Origin of the sequence: Gordonia sp. ABKF26 (assembly GCF_041103195.1) — a bacterium.
In the GTDB taxonomy this organism is placed as follows: Bacteria; Actinomycetota; Actinomycetes; order Mycobacteriales; family Mycobacteriaceae; genus Gordonia; species Gordonia terrae.
The window spans coordinates 4,417,150-4,436,388 of sequence record NZ_JBGCVZ010000003.1; the positions used below are offsets into that span (position 1 = coordinate 4,417,150).

The window sequence follows — 19,239 nt, forward strand, 5'->3', positions numbered from 1 at the left end:
GAATCCGCGTTACTCGACGCGTTACTTGACGCATCAGTCGTCGCGGTCTTGGTCGCGTCAGTCGCCGCCGTCTTGGTCGCGGCAGTCGCCGCCGTCCCGGTCGCCTCAGCCGTCACCGTCTCGGTCGTGTGTGCCGCCACCACGCGGGTCTGGCCCTCGCCACCTCGGACGCTGCATTGTTCTGCACCTGGGTCGGCGCATGAGCCCGTTCATGGACCAGCACGATGGTCAGCGAGCTGGTGGTGACCGTTCCGCAGCTCCCGCGGCCTCCGCAGACCCAGCGCCGCGCGCAGGATCAACACAGCGCCGACCAGAAATCGTCTGGACCGCAATTGGGTGCCGTCCCGGCCGGTCGGTAGTCTGTTGGGCACTATGGCACCCGATCTGACCAGCCCCGATCCGTCCGGCGCATCCCACGGCGACGGACGCCCGTACTACATCACCACCGCGATCGCCTACCCCAACGGCGCTCCGCACATCGGGCATGCCTACGAGTACATCTCCGCCGATGCGCTCGCGCGGTTCAAGCGGCTCGACGGGTTCGACGTCCGGTTCCTCACCGGCACCGACGTCCACGGGCAGAAGATGCAGCAGACCGCCGCCGCGGAGGGCATCCCCACCGCCGAACTCGCGAAGCGGAACTCCGACCGTTTCCAGTCGCTGCAGGAACGCCTCGGGTCCAGCTTCGAGCGCTTCATCCGCACCTCCGACGAGGACCACAAGCGCGCCTCGGAAGAACTGTGGAAGCGGATGAGCGACCGCGGCGACATCTACCTGGACAAGTACTCGGGCTGGTACGACGTCCGGGACGAGACGTTCTACGCGGAGGCCGACACCCGGGTCGACGAGTCCGGCGACCGCGTCGCCACCGACACCGGGCATGTCCTCACCTGGACCGAGGAAGAGACCTACTTCTTCCGCCTCTCGGCGTATCAGGACAAACTGCTGGAGCTCTACGAGTCCCGGCCGGAGTTCGTCGGTCCCGACGTCCGGCGCAACGAGGTCATCAGTTTCGTCAAGGGCGGCCTCACCGACCTGTCGGTCTCGCGCACCACCTTCGACTGGGGCGTCCCGGTACCCGGACATCCCGAACACGTCATGTACGTGTGGGTCGACGCCCTGACCAACTACCTCACCGGCGTCGGTTTCGCCGACGACCCGGAGACCTTCGCGCGGTTCTGGCCTGCCGACCTGCACATCATCGGCAAGGACATCATCCGATTCCACTGCGTCTACTGGCCCGCGTTCCTGATGAGCGCCGGGGTCGAGTTGCCCAAGCGCGTGTTCGCGCACGGTTTCCTGTTCAACAAGGGCGAGAAGATGAGCAAGTCGGTCGGCAACGTCGTCGACCCGGAGAACCTGATCGACGAGTTCGGTCTCGACCCGGTGCGCTACTTCTTCCTCCGCGAGGTGTCCTATGGTCAGGACGGTTCGTACTCGGCGGAGGCGATCGTGTCCCGCATCAACGCCGACCTCGCCAACGAATTCGGCAACTTGGCGCAGCGCACCCTGTCGATGATCGGCAAGTACTTCGACGGCACCCTGCCGGCACCGGGCGAGTTCACCGACACCGACACCGCGCTGCTGACACGTGCGGATTCCCTGCTCGACATCGTGCGCGCCCACATCGACAACCAGGCCATCCACCTGGCGCTCGAGGCGCTCTGGTCGACGCTGGCCGAGACCAACCGGTACATCTCGGCACAGGAACCGTGGAAGCTCGCCAAGACCGACCTCGACCGCACCGGCACGGTCCTCTACGTCTGCGCCGAGGTGGTGCGCATCGTCGCGCTGCTGAGCCAGCCGGTCATGCCGGAGTCGTCCAACAAGATCCTGGACCTCCTCGTCGTCGGCGACGACCGCCAGTTCACCGCAGCCGCCACCCGGTTGGAACCCGGTACCGCGCTGCCGAAGCCGACTCCGGTGTTCCCCCGGTACGAGAACTGAACCCGCACATCGAGAATGGTCGCGTGGGACGGGGTGGGGTCGGACTCGCTCGGCCCGGACGCGGTGGCGCCGGCACTCGATGTGCTGCGCGCACTGCACGCCGAGACCGCCGCGCGTCGCCTGCCGCCGCCGGCCGCGCTGATCGGTGACTGGTACGACGCCGACGCCGTCATCGCACCGTCGATCGAACTGACACCCGGCTGCCTGCCCCCGGATGACCCCGACCGGTTCTGGTTCGGGTACCTCGGGTTTCCCGTGCGGCCGCACGATGCGTCGCTGCCACCGAACGTCGGCGGACACACCGACGGCGTGCTCGTACTCCGCGACGGACGCTGGAGTCGCACCGGCACCGGTGTACCCGACTGGGCGGAGGCGGCCGTGCGCGCCGCCGGAGACCGGGCGGACCCCGTCACGCGGCGCGGATCCGCCGCTGCATCGACGGCGGAATGGCATGCGCCCGAACGGAGTTCACATCTGGATGCCATCGCACAGTGCCTCGACGCCATCCGCGCCGGAGAGGTCTATCAGGCGTGCGTGTGCACCCGCTTCACCGGCACGCTGAGCGGCCGGCCCGTCGAGTTCTTCACCGGACTCGCCGGCGCCACCGCGCCGGCGAAAGCCGCTTTCCTGCAAGGTGACTGGGGGGCGGTGGCGAGCCTGTCGCCGGAGTCGTACCTGCGCCGGACCGGCAACATCATCTCGTCGTCGCCGATCAAGGGCACCCTGCCCGCCTCCGCCGACCCCGATGCGCTGGCCGCCTCTGCCAAGGACATCGCCGAGAACATCATGATCGTCGACCTGGTCCGCAACGATCTGGGCCGGATCGCGGTGACCGGCAGCGTGCGGGTCCCCGAACTCCTGACCGTCGTACCCGCCCCCGGCGTCTGGCACCTGGTGTCGCGGGTGGAGGCGATCCTGGCGCCGGGAACGGGCAACGACGCCGTCCTGGCGGCGACGTTTCCGCCGGCGTCGGTCACCGGCACCCCGAAGCTGCGGGCGATGGAACTGCTCGAGGGCTGGGAGTCCGACGCGCGCGGCGTGTACTGCGGGGCCATCGGCATGGCCGGCCCCGGGCGGGCACTCGACCTCAACGTCGCCATCCGGACCGTGGAGATCACGCCCGACGGGGCACTCGCCCTCGGTGTCGGCGGCGGGATCACCATCGACTCCGACCCGGCCCGGGAATGGCAGGAATGCCTCGACAAGGCCGCCAGCATCGTCGGGTCGCGCGGTTGGGCATGATCGACCCCCTCGTTGGGTACGATTCCGCCATGACTGTGCCCATCCGGTCGTCCACCGATCTCGCGGTGCTCGATCGTGATCTGCGCCGTGACCACGATGCCTTCATGTCGGGCGGCACCCCGCGTGCCGACGTCCCGGGGGATGTCGTCGAATCGTGGGGCCGTGTCCGGGCGGGCAGGCACCGGTCCACCGTCAACACGCACAACCCAGGCCACATCTCGGACGACGAGCTCGAGACCCGGCGCGCCACGCACCCCCTGAGAGACGCGGTACAACCACTTCAGCGATTGTTCGCCCAGTCCGCGGACGATGCCTCGATGACGCTGGGCGTGTTCGACGCGGACGGCGTGCTGTTGTGGCGCGGCGGCTCGGCGTCCGTTCTCCCGGAGGCCGACCGGCTCGAACTCGTCGAGGGCAGCCGATGGGACGAGAACTCCACGGCGACCACGGCGGTCGGCCTCGCCGTGCACCTCCAGCGCCCGACCCGGCTGTTCGGTGCCGAGCACTACTACAGCTCGCTGCACGGGCTGTTCTGCACCGCGGTGCCGGTGCACGACCACCGCACCGGCGACATGATCGCCATCGCGGGCCTGGCGGGCCCGGCCATGGAGATGCAGCCGGCGGCATCGGCGTTCACCTCCGCGCTGGCCGCCCTCGGCGAACACGAGATCACCCTCGCCCACCAGCGCGAGCTCGCCGACCTGCGATTCGCAGGACAATCGCAGCTGGCCGGGCTGCACGGGCCGGGGCTGCTCATCGACGACGACGGATGGGTCGCCGAAGGGCGCGGCTGCACGCCGCCCGTCCGCGTCGCCGCCCCGACGGACGACATGCGGCAGTTCGTGCCGGGGCTCGGGATCTGTGTGGTCGAACGCCTCGGGCAGGGGTGGCTGGTGCGTCCGGCGGGCCCGTCCGGCCCGGTCCTGGCCGAGCTCTCCCTCGACGGCGAGCCGACCGTCACGGTCACCGGCGACGGCGAGCCGTGGCGCACGGTGCTGACCCGTAGGCATGCCCAGATCCTGTTGCTCCTCGCCGACGCCGGTGACCAGGGCCTCACCTCACAGCGATTGAGCCAGCTGCTCTTCGGCGACGACGGCCACACCGTCAGCGTGCGCGCCGAGCTGTCCCGACTGCGCCGGGTGGTCGGGGCGCTCGTCTCGAGCCGGCCGTATCGACTGGCGCCGCGAGTGGAACTGCGCGTCAGCCCGGATCAGCTCGACGTCTTTCGAGTACCTGTTGGTAGACGTCGCGCCGAGAGGCACCGGAACCCTGCGTGACCTCGGCGCACGCGTCCTTGAGCCGCATGCCGCCTGCCACGAGTTCTTCGGCCCGATCGGCGAGGTCGTCGACGTCGGGTTCGGCGGCCACGGCACCGGCGATCACCACGGTGATCTCGCCGCGGACGCCGTCAGCCGCCCACTCGGCGAGTTCGGCGAGCGGGCCGCGCCGGACCTCTTCGTAGGTCTTGGTCATCTCGCGGCACACCGCCGCGCGGCGGTCCGGACCGAGGATCTCGGCCGCGGCGACCAGCGTGTCGGCGAGTCGGTGGGGCGACTCGAAGAACACCGCGGTCCGGGGCTGGGCGACCAGTTCGCGCAGCCACGCGGCTCGCGCGCCGGGCTTGCGGGGAGCGAAACCCTCGAAGCAGAACCGCTCGGAGGGCAGCGCCGACACCGCGAGGGCCGTCGTCACCGCCGACGGCCCGGGCAGTGCCGTGACCGGGAGTCCCGCGTCGGCGCATGCCACCACCACGCGATACCCGGGATCGCTGACCGACGGCATCCCGGCGTCGGTGATCAGCAGTACCGTCTGCCCCTCGGCGATCGCGCTGACGAGACCCGGGGTACGCGCGGCCTCCACCTGGTCGTAGTAACTGACCAGCCGCCCGCCGATCTCGACGTCGAGCGCCGCGGCCAGCGACCGGGCGCGCCGGGTGTCCTCGGCGGCGACGATGTCCGCGGTCTGCAGGGCCGCACGCAGACGCGGCGAGGCGTCGTCGATCTGTCCCATCGGCGTGGCGGCCAGCACCAGCCGGCCGAGACCGTGGGACACGCGACCGGGGTCGGCGACAGCACTGGTGTCCGGAGGCCCGGAGGCGTCGTCGTCGGCGTGGGACATGCCGGGGTGGGCGGTGTTCATCGACAGCCAGCTTACGAGGGACCACTAGGATCGATCGGGTGACCATCACCGCCGTGCACGACACCCCGGTGTCCGGCGGCGACCCACGGTCTCCGATTCCGCGACCCCGCCTGGGCCCGGACGTGCCCGCACCGCTGTTCGGTGCCCCCGACCGCGGGCGTGGACTCCTCGTCGGAGTCGTCATCGCACTGCTGGCCACCATCACCCGGTTCTGGGCCCTGACCCACCCCACCGACAAGGGCACACCGGTCTTCGACGAGAAGCACTACGTCCCCCAGGGCTGGCAGGTGCTGTCCGGCGGCAACTGGATCGAGGACAACCCGGCGTACGGCCTGGTCGTGCACCCACCGGTCGGCAAATGGATGCTCGCGGCGTCCGAGGCGATCTTCGGCTACGGTCCACTCGGCTGGCGTGTCGCACCGGCCGTCTCGGGCGTGCTGGTCGTCGTGCTGATCTACTGCGCGGTGCGCCGGCTCACCCGGTCGACGCTGGTGGGCGCCATCGCGGGGATCTTCGCGATCTGCGACGGCGTGCTGTTCGTGCAATCCCGGATGGGCATGCTCGACATCTTCCAGACCCTCTTCATCGTGGCCACGTTCGCCGCGCTCGTCGCCGATCGCGACCAGGTCCGGGAACGCATGTACCGCGTGTACCTCGAGGGCCGTATCGCCGACAGCCCGTTCGGACCGCGACTCGGCTTCCGCTGGTACCGGTTCACCGCCGGTGTGATGCTGGGGTTGAACTGCGGCACCAAGTGGTCGGGGATCTACTACGTCATCTTCTTCACCGCACTGGCGATCGGCTTCGACGTGGCCGCCCGCCGCGCCTATCACGTGCCGCGCCCCTGGGTCGGCACCCTGGTGCGCGACGTCGTCCCGAGCGGCGCGAGTCTCGCGGTGATGCCGGTCGTCATCTACTTCTTGACCTACATCCCCTGGTTCACCAGCGAGACCGCCGTCTACCGCTACCAGGTGGGCAACACGATCGGAACCGACGGCCCGTTCGCGTGGGTGCCGGGTGCCTGGCGATCGTTGTGGTACTACGAGTCCGGCATCCTCGAGTTCCATTCGGGGCTGACCAATTCCGCGGGCAACCATCACCCGTGGGAGTCCAAGCCGTGGACGTGGCCGATGAGCCTGCGTCCCATGCTGTACGCGCTCGAGAACGGGCCCGACCAGTGCGGCGGGGGTGAGTGCGTCCGCGCCCAGATGCTCATCGGCTCGCCCGCGCTCTGGTGGCTGTCGTTGCCGATGCTCCTGTGGGGACTGTGGTCGTGGATCGTGCGTCGCGACTGGCGGTACGCGGCTGTCCTCGTCGGATACCTCGCCGGCATCCTGCCGTGGTTCCTCGCGCTCGACCGGCAGATGTACTTCTTCTACGCGACCGTCCTCGCGCCGTTTCTGGTGATGGGTCTCGCCCTGTGTTGCGGTGATCTGTTGCGTTCGGCTGCGGCGACGGCGCGCGCCCGGCCCGAGCGCCGTGCGCTCGCGATCCTGGTCGTCGCGATCTACGTGGGCCTGGTCGTCGCGAACTTCGTCTGGTTGTGGCCCATCCTGACGGGTTCCCCGATATCACCGGGCCTTTGGCGCCAGCAGATCTGGCTGCCCAGCTGGGGCTGAGCACTCCTGGCGCACAACCGAATCCCGTGAGGCCTACGCGGCCTCACCGTGAGACGGGGAACGGCGGCGGTGCGGCCTCGTTGCGGTACTTCCGGTGGTACTCGGCGTAGAGGTCGGCGTTCTTCTCCCGGTCGAGCGCGTTGATCAGTGCCGGATCGAGTCCGTGCTGGACCAGCCGGTAGCGGCGATAGACACGGTTCAGCGCGATGGAGAAGAACAGGTACGACAGCAGGATCGGCATGGTCATGGTGATCCGCACCCCCCACGGCCCCGGGACGAACAGCATCGGCAGCACGAGGATGATGCACGGTATCGACCACCGAGCGACCATCCGCGCCGAGGCGCCGGGACCGACGAGGTCGTTGATCACCCAATCCTGCACCCAGACAGGCAGTCTGCCGCCGTACCAGTACGCGACATAGCGCCACCAGGCCGGGCGCGGGGACTCGTGATTCATGGGCGAACACTCCTGATCTCGGTGGTGTACGACCAGGGTAGCATTTGTCCTAGGACAAAAATGGGGAGCGGGGGTTACAGTGTCCGTTGTGATCTCCGGGCAGACAGTGAACGCGATCGTTCAGAGCGCTCGGGACGCGATCGTCTCCGGCCGACTCCGACCGGGTGACACGTTGCCGCCGATCCGTGAACTCGCAACCGAGCTGGGCGTCAACCGCAACACCGTGGCCACGGCATACCGGCAGCTCGTCGTACTGGGCGCGGCGGACACCCGAGGCCGCGGCGGAACGGTGGTCGCCGACCGACTCCACCCCGGCAGCGAACTCGCCGCCCCGGCAGATGCCGTCGACCTCGCCGGCGGCAACCCGGACCCCGATCTCCTCCCCGACCTGCGCGCCGCGATCGCCGCGTCACCGTACCGGCCCACGATGTACGGCACTTCCGCGGTGGCTCCGGCGCTCCGGGCCGCGGCGCCGGTGCTGTTCGGCGATCATCCGCAGGAAGGCGAACTGGTCGCGACCCACGGCGCCGTCGACGCGATGGAACGGCTGTTGAACACCCACCTCGTCCGGGGTGACGGTGTCGCCGTGGAGAATCCGTGTTTTCTCGCCAGCGTCGGCACGATTCGCGTCAACGGATATCGCGCGCTACCGGTGGAACTGGACGGGTCCGGCATGCGACCCGATCACCTGGCGCGGGCGCTGGACGAGGGCGCTCGGGCCGTCATCGTCACCTGCCGCGGCCACAACCCCGGCGGGATCGCCCTCTCCGAGACCCGTGCGGGAGAACTCCGTACGCTCCTCGAGCGGTACCCCGAGGTGCTGGTCATCGAAGACGACCACTTCTCGCTGCTGTCGGTCTACGACTACCGGCGCGTGATCCCGGACAACAGCCGGCACTGGGCCGTCGTCAGGTCCGTCGCGAAGTTCCTGGGTCCGGACCTGCGGGTCGCCCTCGTCGATGCCGACCCGACGACAGCGGCCGCACTCGACGCGCGACTCCGGTCCGGCCGCCCCTGGGTCAGCCACCTGCTGCAGACCACCGCGGCGCACCTTCTCACCGATCCGGCGACGACCGAGCTCATCGTCACGGCTCGCGACGAATATGCCCGTCGCACAGGATTTCTCATCGATGCACTCACCTCCGCGGGCGTCGCGTCGACGCTCGGACCACCTGACGGGATCAACACCTGGGTCGACCTGCCCCGCGAGGTCCCCGCGGAGAAGGTGAGCACCGAGCTCGCCCGGCGTGGCTGGGCGGTACAACCCGGGACGATCTTCGCCGTCGACAGCGCCACCCCCCGAAACGGCCTGCGGGTCACGACGTCCCGGCTCGACCGGGCGGCTGCCGAGACGTTCACCGCTGCTCTCGCCGCGTCGATCGCGGAGATCGACGCTCCGTAGGCGGCCCTCGGCCCTTCCCACCCCCGGCACGGCCCCGCCGACGCCGGTGGGCCGCGCACCATCGCGCGGCCCACCGGGTGTCATCGCCCCATCGGGGGCAGATCGGTTGCTAGACCGCAGGTCCGGGCAGGCGATCGGTGTCGCGCTGGCCCTCGTCCCGGTTCCCGTCGGTGCGGCCGTCGTCACCGACAGACGGCGCGGCGGGCGACGACCCGTTGGTCGATCCGGCGGCCTCCGAACCGTTCGCCTGCTCGACGAAGTCCGGGTCGATCTTCTCCAGGTGCCGTACCGCGTCGGCGTCGATCGACTGGAGTTCGCCCGTCGCGATGGCGACCGCCTGCTCACGGACGTGCTCGTCGACCTGGGCCGTCAGGACGTGCCGGGACACGATCAGCGGGTCACGCCGGAGGTCGAGATAGAGCGACAGGCACATGCCGATCATCACCACGACGAACGGCAGCGCGGCGATGATGGCCATCGTCTTGATGCCGTCGAGGGCGTCGTCGCCGCTGATCGCCAGGAGAAGCGCGGCGACCACGCCGGTCAGCACACCCCAGAACACGGTCAGCGAGCGCGACGGATGTTCGACGCCCCGCTGCGAGAGAGTGCCCATGACGAGCGAGGCCGAGTCGGCGCCGGACACGAAGAAGATGCCGACCAGGATCATCACCAGGGCCGAGGCCACCCCGGTCCACGGCATGTGGGCCAGAACATCGAACAGCGTGCTCTCGCTGGCCGCGGTCGCCGGATCGAAGGCCAGCGTGCCCTCGATGTCCTGATGGATCGCGGTGCCGCCGAAGATGCAGAACCAGACCAGCGACACCGTCGTGGGGACGACCATGACGCCGATCACGAACTCGCGGATGGTGCGACCGCGGCTGATCTTCGCGAGGAACAGACCGACGAACGGGGTCCAGGACACCCACCACGCCCAGTAGAAGATCGTCCAGTCCGCCAGCCACTGATGACCCGCCTCGGTCGTGACCGTGGCGTCGGAGCGGGCCGCGAAGGTGGTCAGGTCGGTGGCGTAGGCCCCGAGAGTGGTCGGCAGCAGATTCAGGATGAAGATGGTCGGACCGGCGACGAAGACGAACAGCGCCAGCACCACGGCGAGCACCATGTTGATGTTCGACAACCATTGGATACCGCGCGCGATTCCCGACACCGCCGACGCGACGAAGGCCGCGGTCAGGAGCGCGATGATCGCGACGAGCAGCATCTTGGTGGGCTCGTTGACCCAGCCGAGGGTGTCGAGACCCGATCCGATCTGCAGCGCGCCGAGTCCCAGGGAGGCCACGGTGCCGAACAGGGTGGCGAAGATCGCGAGGATGTCGATGACCTTGCCGCCCGGCCCGTTGGACACCCGCGGACCGAGGAGCCGTTCGAACACCGCACTCATCAGCTGCGTCCGACCCAGCCGGTACGTGCTGTAGGCCAGCGCCAGACCGACGACCGCGTACATCGCCCACGGGTGGAAACCCCAGTGGAACATCGTCGTCGCCATGGCCGCGCGGATGTCGTCGGGACCGATTTCCGGTGGCGGACTGGCGAAGTGGTAGAGCGGCTCGTAGGCGCCGAAGAACATCAGTCCGATGCCCATGCCGGCGCTGAACATCATCGCGATCCAGCTGATGGTGCGGAACTGCGGCTTCTCCCCGGTCCGGCCCAGCGGAATCCGGCCGTATTTGGACACGGCCAGGAAGATCGCGAAGATCACGAAGCCTGTGGCCGAGAGGATGAACAACCACCCGAGGTTGTTGGTGATCCAACTCAGCACCTCGGTCGTGGTGGTGTTGAGGCTCTCCTTGTCGCCGATCCCCCAGATCACGAAGGCGATGACCAGAACCGCGGTCACGGTGAAGACCACCGGGTCCAATGTCTGCTTCGGACGCCTGGTGATCACATCCTGTTCACTTGTCATCGTTCAAGCCAATCAATCTCGGTGAATCTATTCAAGTTCGCCCGAGCACACGGTTGAGCATCTCAACGATCAGGGAATCGTCGAAGCCCAGCTCACGGGCGATTTCGACGTATGCGGCGGCGGCTGCGAAGCCGGCGTCGAGCGCATCGTGGCGACCGGCCTTGATGAACGATCCCTGCCGCCCACGGGTCTCGATGACCCCGGCCGCCTCGAGCTCCCGGTAGCTGCGCGCGACCGTGTTGGCGGCCACGCCGAGCCGCGACGCCAGCGCCCGCACCGTCGGGAGGCGTTCGCCCGTGAGCAACTGCCCGGATTCGATGAGGTCGATGACGCCGACCCGCACCTGCTCGAAGGGCGGCCGATCGGAGTCTGCGTCGATCCGCAGTGCGGCGAGCGCCGACGGGGCGGCGTCGCTCGCCGCGTCGGGGGTCGATGAATCCGAGGTCACGACGCGCCCCCTTCCCGAGAATCACGTGCGAGTGGACACGACATGCACCGCGGCCCGCCGCGGCCCGAGCCCAGCTCGCGACCCTCGATCTCGATGACCTCGATGCCGGAATCGCGGAGTCGCCGATTGGTCTCGGAGTTCCGGTTGTAGGACACCACCACCCCGGGGGCGAGGGCGAGGGTGTTGTTGCCGTCGTCCCACTGCTCCCGTTCGGCGGTCACCGGGTCGAGGCCGGTGTCGATGACACGCAACTTGGAGATCCCCATCGCCTCGGCGGCCGCGTCGAGGAAGGGCCGTTCACCGGTGATCCGGACCGCATCGGTCGCGGCGTCGTGGACGAGGGTGAACGCGGACATCGTGTCGCGGATGTTGGGATACATCACCACGGCGTCGGTGTCGACCATCGTGCAGACGGTGTCGAGGTGCATGAAGGCCCGCGACTGTTCGATCGGCACCGCGAGCACCGTGTGCGCCAAATGGTCGTCGAACAGGCTGCGCGCCAGCGCTTCTGCCCCGGCAGGCGTGGTGCGCTCACCGACCCCGACGGCCACCACACCGGCGGCGAGCAGCAGCACGTCGCCACCCTCGACCGGCGCCACCTGCGACTCGTAGGCACGTCGGGCGCCGGTGAACCGCGGGTGATGGGCGTAGATGAGATCAGTCAGCGACGTCTCCCGGGCCCGTGCGGGCAGCGCGAGCGAGGTGATCGCGAACCGTCCACCGATCCAGAACGAACTGTCGCGGGTGAACAGCAGATTGGGCAGGGGCTCGATCGCGAACTCCGGCCCGTGGTGCATCCGCCGCACCAGTGACGACCGCTCTGCCGACGGGGTGATCGGCAGCTCGTCGAACGTCATCCCGGCCATCAGCACGTAGGCGAGGTCGGCCGGCGACAGACCCCGCAAGTGGGCGGCGAGATCCTCCGCGAGGTGCGTTCCCAGCCGGCGTGCGCTGACGGCCGCCGCGATGCCCTGGATTCGGGCCGCACCGCTGTGCGCGATCGTCTCGGCGAGCAGGTCGCCGAGGAGGTACACGTCGACTCCCCGGCCGCGCAGCACCTCCGCGAACGCATCGTGCTCCTCCTGCGCGCGCCCGACCCACGGGAGCCCGTCAAAGAGGAGCTGATCGCTGTTCCGCGGGGTGAGTCGGCGCAGTTCGTCGCCGGGACGGTGCAACATGACCGCCCGCAGGACGCCGACCTCCGAATCGGCCCCGAGCGCGTAGTCGTATCCCGGCGCGCGGCCACCGTTGCCGGACGTCATCGGCCCACGCGTCCGACGGTCCGCCGAGACGGGTGATCCGACTGCCCTGCACCGGTCATCGCTCAACCGTAATTCGTCGTCCGCCCGCGCACATCACTCATCGGCACCGCGGGGGTTCGTGTCGGTCGGCGTCATCGTGGGGCCGTCGCCCACGATCGCCGGCGCGGTCTCCCGCGCGAAGATCCACAGGACCAGCGCAACCGCCGCCACCACCCCGGTCAGCACGAACGCCGGGCCGAAGCCGACCCGATCGGCCACGAACCCCACGATCACGGGTCCGGTGACGGCGCCGAGGTCCGACGACATTCCGTAGGCGGCCAACGCCGAACCGCCTTGCTGACGGTTGCCGAGGACGTCGGCGAGGGCCGCCTGATGGGTGGGTGCGAAGAGACCCGAGCCCACTCCGGCGACCACCGACAACGCCAGGGCGACGCCGACGTTCGGCGAGAAGCCGAGCGCGATGGTCGCGACGACGGTGATGACGAGACCGGGCAGCATGATGGGCCGCCGCCCGAACCGGTCCGACAACCGGCCCGCGACCAGGATCGCCAGCACATTGCCCGCGGCGTAGATCGCCAGCACGATCCCGGCCATTCCCGCTCCGGCACCGAGACTCTCGGTGATGAACAACGGCACCACCGCGACCCGGACGCCCATGGACGCCCAGCCCTGGGTGAAGTTCGAGGCGAGGATCGCCCGATAGGCGCTGTCGCGCAGGGCGGTCCGGAAACCGATCAGCGCGCCGGCCGGGCCGTCGGCCTGATCGGGGGCGATGACCTCCCGCAGCTGGGTGGCCACCACCGTCGACGCGACCAGCAGCGCAACCGCGTACACCACGAACGGGACACGGAGGCCGAAGCCGACGAGTGCCGCCCCGATGAGCGGCCCGGTGATGCTGCCGATGAGGAACCCGGCCGAGAAGAAGCCCGACACCCGCCCGCGAATGTCGCTCGGCGCCATCCGGATCAGCAGCGCCATCGCGGAGATGCTGAACATCGTCGAGCCGATTCCGCCGAGGCCGCGGAAGACGAGCAGCTGCCAGTAGGTCTGGGCGAACGCGCACGCCAGCGTGCTCGCCGCGACGATCAGCAGGCCGGTCAGATAGATGCGCCGCTCGCCGAAGACCGTGACCAGGCGGCCGGTCGCGGGCGCGAACATGAGCCGCATGACGGCGAACGCCGACACGACCGCGGTCGCGGCCGTGAACGACACGTTGAAGGTGCGGGCGAAGGTCGGCAACGCGGGCGCGATGAAGCCGTATCCGAGTGCGATGACGACGTTCGCCGACAGCAGGACCCAGATGCCGCGGGGGATCTGCCTCATGGCAGCTCGGGCAGGTCGTCGAGGGCTCGCGCGGTCAGGGTCCGGCCGAGTTCGATCATCTCGGAGGCCTTGTGGAAGTCGAGCGTGCGAACCGTCCGCCGAGGCACCCTGATCAGGACGTCGGGCGGATAACCGGCGACCTGATAGCGGGTCAGGGCCTCCTGCATGATGTCAAGGGACCGGCTGAGCACTTCCACGCGTCCCATCCGAGCCGGCTCGTCGACGCCGAACCCGGCCTGCTCGGTGGTGGGGACGGAGTCCGGCCCGGCCGCCGCGTCGACCATGTCGGCACCGCCGGTGGCGGTCGCTGCCCCACCCGTCGTCGCCCCGTCTGTCGCCGCCCCGCCTGTCGCCGCCCCGCCTGTCGCCGCCCCGCCTGTCGCCGACGGCTCGCCGCGCTCGGTCGGGGGCACCTCGTGGCCGAGCCGGTCCCGGACCGCGCGGATGAACTCGTTGTCGAGGATCGGCGCCACGTTGCGGCGCAGCAGTCCCTTGGCCTTCGGCTCGCGGATGGCGCCCGCCTCCGGACCGCCGTCGGAGCCGATGATGACGCCGATGGTCACGTCACTCGACACCGTCGAGGTGGGCGCCACCGGCAGTGGATCGAGGATGCCGCCGTCGGCGAGCAGCCGGCCACCGTGCTCGTGCGGGCTGATGACCCCCGGGATCGCGATCGACGCGCGCAGGGCGTCGGCGAGGACACCGCGCTGGAACCAGACCGCACGACCGGCGTTCAGGTCGGTGGCGACGGCGGTGAACGGGACGGGGAGATCTTCGATCACGGTGTCGCCGAGGATCTCTCGTACGCGGAGAAGGATGCGCTCGGCGCCGATGACACCCGGCTTGGTCAGTGAGACGTCGAGCAACCGGACGACGTCGAGCTGCGACAGGCCGGAGATCCAGTCGACGTAGTCGTCGAGTTTGCCCGCGCAGTAGAGGCCGCCGACGAGCGCACCCATCGACGAGCCGGCGACGGTGACGATCTCGAATCCGCGTGCCTCGAGTTCGGCGATCACCCCGATGTGCGCGTAACCGCGGGCGCCTCCACTTCCCAGAGCCAGCGCCACGCGCGACGGTCGAGCCATGGGGCAACAGTACCGCCGGCAGTTGTGCGCCCCGAATCGCAAGTGGCCGAACCCGCTGTGGTCGAGCTCGCTACTGATCGGTGAGGAGTCGGCGCGGCCCCGGACCGAGTTTGTTGAGTTCGTCGCCGGGGTTGAGGAGGTGACACTCCCCGAGCGAGAGGCAACCGCAACCCACGCACGAGCCGATCATGTCCCGCATGTTCTCGAGCAGCGCGATGCGGTGATTGATGTCGTCCATCCAGCGTTTCGACGCCGCTTCCCACATCGACTTGGGCGGGGATTCATGGTCGCCGAGTTCGGCGAGCACCTCACCGATCACCGACAGCGGGATACCGGCGACCTGCGACGCGCGGATGAAGGCCACGCGCCGCAGCATCGCCCGGTGATAGCGGCGCTGGTTACCCGAGGTTCGCCGACTGAAGATGAGGCCCTGGTCCTCGTAGAAGCGGACCGCCGACGGGGCGATACCGGCCCGCTGGGCGAGCTCCCCGACCGAGAGCTCCAGCTTCTTCAGCGTCATGCGTCGATGGTAAGCGCCGCCGGTGCGTCGGCCCCGGTCCGCGATCGGGAACGACGCGCCGCGTTCGTCCGGTCAGGCGCGGACCACCATCACCGGACACTCGGCGTGGTGCATCACCTTCTGGCTCGTCGAACCGAGCAGCAGCCCGCGGAAGCCACCCCGCCCACGACTCCCGACCACGAGGAGCGACGCGTCGGCGCCCGCCGCGTCGAGCAGGGCCTTCGCCGGGTCCTCGGGCAGCACGGAGCGTTCGATCGTCACGTCCGGGTAGTCCTGCGCGTATCCGGCCAGCCGCTCGGCCAGCACCTCCACCGCGTCCTGCGTCATCCGCGCCACCTCGTCGGCCCCGATGCCGTAACCGTGCAGCGCGTCCGCGTCGAGGGGGGTCCATGTGTGCACCGCCCGAAGTGGAACGTTCCGCAGCGACGCCTGTCGGAAGGCCTCGGCGACCGCGGCGTCACTGACCGGCGAACCGTCGACACCCACGACGACGGGGCCGGCGTCACTGCCCTCGGCGGCCACCACCGCGACCCGGCCGTGCGCGTGGGCGGCGACACTGGTGCTCACCGAACCCAGGAACAGTCCCTTCACGCTGCCGAGACGGCGCGTGCCGACCACGATCATCGCCGCGTCCTTGCCCAGCTCGAGCAGGACCCGGGTCGCGTCGCCGTCGACGATCGAGGTGGCGACCGTCACCCCGGGCGCCACTTCCTTCGCGGCGTCGGCGGCCGCGTGCACGGCGTCGGACGCGTCCTGGCGGATGGCGTCGACGACGTCCTGCGGGATGATGAGGCCGGGGGCGTAGTCACTCGTGCTGGCGTCGTACACACCGACCACTTTGAGATCGAGACCTTCGGCCGCGGCGGCCCGGGCGGCCCATCGCACTGCTCCCGTGGCCGCGTCCGACCCGTCCACGCCGACGAGTATCGCATTCATGTTGTGGCTCATCTCCTCTGATCTCGACAGACCCGGGTGGGGTCCTCGGGTTCGGCCGCGGGCCGTTCGGGTCGCCCCGCGCGGCCCGGTTCGGCCCCGCCCTCCATCCTGCCCCGACGTCGTGGCCGCGGCAATGAGTACGAAGTCCTGATCGCGGTGGCTTTCTGCACGATTCGCCCGGCGTGTAACCTGGTGGACACCATGACGTCACCGCTTCCGCAGCACGGCACCAACGACTTTCGCGCGATCCTGATCCACGTCGGAATCACCGTCGCCCTCGGACTCGGCCTGCTGTTCCTCGCCCACGCGTCGTCGGATTCGCTGCAGACCGTACTCGTCGTGGCCTCCCCCGTCGTGGTTCTCGTGGGCGCGAGCGCGATGCTGTATCGCACGTACCTGGTCTGGAAGCGCAACGGCCGCTGGCAGGTGTGGCAGGGCGGTGCGTGGTTCCTGCTGTTCTTCTTCATCGTGATGCTGTTCAACTCCGCCCCGCTCCTCTTCGAATGATCTGCGCGGCGACGACCGACGACTGATCACCCCGGGCGGACATGGTCCGACCGGTAAAGTCAGGACTCACCTGAGGTGAGGGGGCGCCGTGTCCGTCGGTCCGGCTCACGACGAGCCACTCCTGCCCGGCACTCTCGTCGGGCCTCATCGCATCGACCGCCTGCTCCGCGGGCGCCCGCACGGTACGGACTATCTCGCGACCGTCCGCCACGGCGGCGCCGGGGACCCCCCGACACCGGGTTCGCCTACCGAGCAGGTTCTGCTCACCGTCGTCGACCGGGGGACCTCGGCCGACCCCGGGTTCCACGGTTGGTTCCCCGTCGCGCTCGAAAAGGCTTCCACGATGCGGCATCCCGCGATCGCACGCGTCGCCGGTCATGGTTCTGCCGGCGGGCGGTCATGGGTGGCGGTCACACCCGTGCCTGCTTCCGACGCCGCACTGCTCGTCCGCCGCCGGCCCGACGGCATCGGCGACGAACTCGCCGTGCGCATCGTCTCGATCGTGGGCGAGGCGCTCGACGCCGCACACCGCCGAGGACTGGTGCACGGAAACGTCTCCCCCGCCGACATCCTGCTCGCCGAGTCCGCAGACCTGGCCGCCTCCACCGCGGCGACCCCCGGGGTCGTCACGCTCACCGGGTTCGGCCTCACCGCACCGGCGAACGGTGACCAGATGCCGCATCCGGCAGACGATGTCGCTTCCCTGGGTCGAACACTCGTCGAATTGCTCACCGGCACAGACTCGGTCGCACGGCATCGGGTGTCGGGAGCCGTGTCGCCGGCCTTCTACGCCGTGCTGGCGCGCGCACTCGACGCCGGTTCCGATCACCGATACCGCACCTGCGCGGAATTCGTCCGCGCCGCCGAACTCGCCCTACATCTCACGCACACCGGCGGCGAACCTCCGACCGAGGTCATCGTCGCGAACGCGCCCCGCCCGGACCACGTCCCACGTGTGTTCCAGCCCGCAGGTCATCCGGACCGGCCGACCGAGATCAGCACCGACCGGAACCGGACGGTCGCGGCGACGGGGCAGCCGTCCACGACACCGGTGCCGGCGCCGCCACGACGCCGTCGATGGATCATCGCACCATTTCTCGTCGCGGCGCTGGTCGTCGCCGTCGTCGTCGGATCGCTGATGCTCCTCGGTGCGCGCACCACCCGGCCCCCGTGGCCGTCGACCGTCGCCCCGATCGCCGCGGCCTTTCCGCAACTCCTCCCCGACACACCCGAGGGGACCGGCTGGCGCGATGCCGCCTGCGCGGCCGTCTTCCGCGACGGCGTCGACGGCATCTCGTGTACTGACGACGCGAGCGTCGGATTCGTGGTGTGGCGCACGCCGACGCCGGCCGCACGTGCCGCTGTCACGGCCGACCTGAAAGGTTTTCCGGGAGATGAGATCAGCTGGCGGGACGGGCCGGCTTCGACGAGCCGGGACAGTGTGGAGGACGGCTGGGTCGTCACGAATTTCAGCGGTTCACCACACGCGGAGTACACCCTGGTGACGACGTGGCCCGGGCACACCGGCCGCGAGATCCTGGACGACTGGTGGCGAACCGCGCCGCTGGGCTGACCGCCCGGACTGTCGCCCGCCCGGCGGCCGGTGCGAGGTGGTGGGTCAGCGCCCGCGGAGCGCGTCGATCCGGCCGGCGACCTCCGCGGCGGTCGACGGACGGGAACCGGCAAGCGCCAGGCAGTTGGCGATCAGGGTGCGTTCGTCGCGGTCCAGATTCTCCGACAGCGCCGGCGGGGTCGACAGCGCCGCCCGGATCGCCAGCAGGGGTTGGGCGTCCGGGACCTCCCCGTACACCCCGTCGCCGGTGAGGGCACGGTGCAGACAGGCTCCGAGCGACCAGATGTCGGTCGCACGCGAGGGCACGTCACCCGCCAGCAGTGCCGGATCCATGTACTGCACCGCGCCGGGCTGGGCGAAGCTCGTGATGGGTTCGTCGGCGGCGAGGACCCGGGCCAGGCCGAGATCGGAGATCTTGCCACCGGTGTCGGTGACCATGATGCTCGACGGCGTGATGTTGGCGTGCGCGATCCCGGCTTCGTGCAGTGCGTCGACCCCGCGCGCCGCGTCGGCGATGGCGGCCAGCTTCTCGTCTCGGCCGAACTCGCGGGCCGGACTGCCCAGCGAGCCGAGCGGGAAGTACTCCATCGCGTACATGAACTGGCCCTGCAGCACCGCGTCGTAGAGGCCCGCGAGGTAGGGCGACACGACAGCCGCGAATGCCCGCAGTTCGCGCACGCCTCGGCGGTAGGCGTCGTCGCTGCAGACTCCCCCGAAGACCTTCACCACCACGCGGTCGGTGCTCAGACCCAATCGGGCCGGCGGCACGGCGAGGTAGAACGTCCCGTTGCCGCCCATGCCGAGCTTCTCGAGCACCGTGAAATCCGCCAGTTGCTGCGGGATCTCGACTGTCGCCAT

At 69.6% G+C, this 19,239-nt stretch carries 17 protein-coding genes; 7 read left to right on the forward strand and 10 right to left on the reverse strand.

The annotated features are described in order from the left end of the window. Positions 1-372: 372 nt before the first annotated feature. The 3 genes from metG to AB4Z55_RS20460 are packed head-to-tail and all read left to right on the forward strand — an operon-like array spanning position 373 to position 4,466. Positions 373-1,947 (forward strand): methionine--tRNA ligase, encoded by a 1,575-nt coding sequence (gene metG, locus AB4Z55_RS20450; protein WP_248644978.1) that lies wholly within the window; start codon positions 373-375, stop codon positions 1,945-1,947. A gap of 15 nt (positions 1,948-1,962) precedes the next feature. Next, positions 1,963-3,189, forward strand: a complete 1,227-nt coding sequence (locus AB4Z55_RS20455; protein WP_354559923.1) for an aminodeoxychorismate synthase component I — start codon at positions 1,963-1,965, stop codon at positions 3,187-3,189. A 29-nt stretch (positions 3,190-3,218) separates the two neighbouring features. Then, a complete protein-coding gene (locus AB4Z55_RS20460) occupies positions 3,219-4,466 on the forward strand; it encodes a transcriptional regulator (protein WP_354559922.1) in 1,248 nt (415 codons plus the stop codon). Here AB4Z55_RS20460 and rsmI read toward each other — a convergent pair. Beyond that, on the reverse strand, positions 4,390-5,328 hold the full coding sequence (rsmI, locus tag AB4Z55_RS20465) for a 16S rRNA (cytidine(1402)-2'-O)-methyltransferase (RefSeq protein ID WP_101821891.1): 939 nt from the start codon (positions 5,326-5,328) through the stop codon (positions 4,390-4,392). The two genes, AB4Z55_RS20460 and rsmI, sit on opposite strands and share 77 nt — an antisense overlap. 38 nt (positions 5,329-5,366) lie before the next feature. Between rsmI and AB4Z55_RS20470 the strand changes: the two genes are divergently transcribed. Next, the gene (locus AB4Z55_RS20470) at positions 5,367-6,947 is read left to right on the forward strand and encodes a glycosyltransferase family 39 protein (RefSeq protein ID WP_354559921.1); all 1,581 of its coding nucleotides are present in this window, start codon (positions 5,367-5,369) and stop codon (positions 6,945-6,947) included. Positions 6,948-6,990: 43 nt separating this feature from the next. On the opposite strand, the gene AB4Z55_RS20475 is transcribed toward AB4Z55_RS20470, so the two are convergent. Continuing rightward, positions 6,991-7,404 carry a DUF5313 family protein gene (locus AB4Z55_RS20475; RefSeq protein ID WP_354559919.1) on the reverse strand — a complete coding sequence of 138 codons (414 nt, stop codon included), beginning with the start codon at positions 7,402-7,404 and terminating at the stop codon, positions 6,991-6,993. Positions 7,405-7,492: 88 nt separating this feature from the next. Between AB4Z55_RS20475 and AB4Z55_RS20480 the strand changes: the two genes are divergently transcribed. Further along, a complete protein-coding gene (locus AB4Z55_RS20480) occupies positions 7,493-8,806 on the forward strand; it encodes an aminotransferase class I/II-fold pyridoxal phosphate-dependent enzyme (RefSeq protein ID WP_369520410.1) in 1,314 nt (437 codons plus the stop codon). 109 nt (positions 8,807-8,915) lie between these two features. Here the strand turns inward: AB4Z55_RS20480 and AB4Z55_RS20485 are convergent, their stop codons facing one another. The 7 genes from AB4Z55_RS20485 to AB4Z55_RS20515 all read right to left on the reverse strand — a co-directional run bounded on the left by AB4Z55_RS20485 (position 8,916) and on the right by AB4Z55_RS20515 (position 16,301). Next, complete coding sequence (locus AB4Z55_RS20485) at positions 8,916-10,727, reverse strand: BCCT family transporter (protein WP_239403713.1); 1,812 nt, start codon at positions 10,725-10,727, stop codon at positions 8,916-8,918. Positions 10,728-10,758: 31 nt separating this feature from the next. Next, positions 10,759-11,175, reverse strand: coding sequence for a GntR family transcriptional regulator (locus AB4Z55_RS20490; RefSeq protein ID WP_354559915.1), 417 nt, complete (start codon positions 11,173-11,175; stop codon positions 10,759-10,761). After that, complete coding sequence (locus AB4Z55_RS20495; RefSeq protein WP_033203667.1) at positions 11,172-12,437, reverse strand: arginine deiminase; 1,266 nt, start codon at positions 12,435-12,437, stop codon at positions 11,172-11,174. The genes AB4Z55_RS20490 and AB4Z55_RS20495 overlap by 4 nt, the downstream gene beginning before the upstream one ends. A gap of 93 nt (positions 12,438-12,530) precedes the next feature. Next, positions 12,531-13,760, reverse strand: coding sequence for an MFS transporter (locus tag AB4Z55_RS20500; protein ID WP_004019986.1), 1,230 nt, complete (start codon positions 13,758-13,760; stop codon positions 12,531-12,533). After that, a complete protein-coding gene (locus AB4Z55_RS20505) occupies positions 13,757-14,845 on the reverse strand; it encodes a patatin-like phospholipase family protein (protein WP_354559914.1) in 1,089 nt (362 codons plus the stop codon). Before AB4Z55_RS20505 ends, AB4Z55_RS20500 begins: the two co-directional genes overlap by 4 nt. A gap of 70 nt (positions 14,846-14,915) precedes the next feature. Then, a complete protein-coding gene (gene soxR, locus AB4Z55_RS20510) occupies positions 14,916-15,365 on the reverse strand; it encodes a redox-sensitive transcriptional activator SoxR (protein WP_004019988.1) in 450 nt (149 codons plus the stop codon). A gap of 72 nt (positions 15,366-15,437) precedes the next feature. After that, complete coding sequence (locus tag AB4Z55_RS20515) at positions 15,438-16,301, reverse strand: universal stress protein (protein ID WP_033203817.1); 864 nt, start codon at positions 16,299-16,301, stop codon at positions 15,438-15,440. A 201-nt stretch (positions 16,302-16,502) separates the two neighbouring features. Between AB4Z55_RS20515 and AB4Z55_RS20520 the strand changes: the two genes are divergently transcribed. Further along, the gene (locus AB4Z55_RS20520) at positions 16,503-16,808 is read left to right on the forward strand and encodes a hypothetical protein (RefSeq protein ID WP_248644974.1); all 306 of its coding nucleotides are present in this window, start codon (positions 16,503-16,505) and stop codon (positions 16,806-16,808) included. Positions 16,809-16,896: 88 nt separating this feature from the next. Then, positions 16,897-18,381, forward strand: coding sequence for a serine/threonine protein kinase (locus AB4Z55_RS20525; protein ID WP_369520411.1), 1,485 nt, complete (start codon positions 16,897-16,899; stop codon positions 18,379-18,381). Positions 18,382-18,426: 45 nt separating this feature from the next. Here AB4Z55_RS20525 and AB4Z55_RS20530 read toward each other — a convergent pair whose 3' ends face one another. Next, on the reverse strand, positions 18,427-19,239 hold the full coding sequence (locus tag AB4Z55_RS20530; protein WP_101821905.1) for a protein kinase: 813 nt from the start codon (positions 19,237-19,239) through the stop codon (positions 18,427-18,429).

Bases quoted from the DNA above. Each gene is read 5' to 3' on its own strand.
- metG (WP_248644978.1), top strand. From the start codon at position 373: ATGGCACCCGATCTGACCAGCCCCGATCCGTCCGGCGCATCCCACGGC.
- AB4Z55_RS20455 (WP_354559923.1), top strand. From the start codon at position 1,963: ATGGTCGCGTGGGACGGGGTGGGGTCGGACTCGCTCGGCCCGGACGCG.
- AB4Z55_RS20460 (WP_354559922.1), top strand. From the start codon at position 3,219: ATGACTGTGCCCATCCGGTCGTCCACCGATCTCGCGGTGCTCGATCGT.
- rsmI (WP_101821891.1), bottom strand. From the start codon at position 5,328: ATGAACACCGCCCACCCCGGCATGTCCCACGCCGACGACGACGCCTCC.
- AB4Z55_RS20475 (WP_354559919.1), bottom strand. From the start codon at position 7,404: ATGAATCACGAGTCCCCGCGCCCGGCCTGGTGGCGCTATGTCGCGTAC.
- AB4Z55_RS20485 (WP_239403713.1), bottom strand. From the start codon at position 10,727: ATGACAAGTGAACAGGATGTGATCACCAGGCGTCCGAAGCAGACATTG.
- AB4Z55_RS20495 (WP_033203667.1), bottom strand. From the start codon at position 12,437: ATGACGTCCGGCAACGGTGGCCGCGCGCCGGGATACGACTACGCGCTC.
- AB4Z55_RS20500 (WP_004019986.1), bottom strand. From the start codon at position 13,760: ATGAGGCAGATCCCCCGCGGCATCTGGGTCCTGCTGTCGGCGAACGTC.
- AB4Z55_RS20505 (WP_354559914.1), bottom strand. From the start codon at position 14,845: ATGGCTCGACCGTCGCGCGTGGCGCTGGCTCTGGGAAGTGGAGGCGCC.
- soxR (WP_004019988.1), bottom strand. From the start codon at position 15,365: ATGACGCTGAAGAAGCTGGAGCTCTCGGTCGGGGAGCTCGCCCAGCGG.
- AB4Z55_RS20515 (WP_033203817.1), bottom strand. From the start codon at position 16,301: ATGAATGCGATACTCGTCGGCGTGGACGGGTCGGACGCGGCCACGGGA.
- AB4Z55_RS20520 (WP_248644974.1), top strand. From the start codon at position 16,503: ATGACGTCACCGCTTCCGCAGCACGGCACCAACGACTTTCGCGCGATC.
- AB4Z55_RS20530 (WP_101821905.1), bottom strand. From the start codon at position 19,239: ATGGCGACAGTCGAGATCCCGCAGCAACTGGCGGATTTCACGGTGCTC.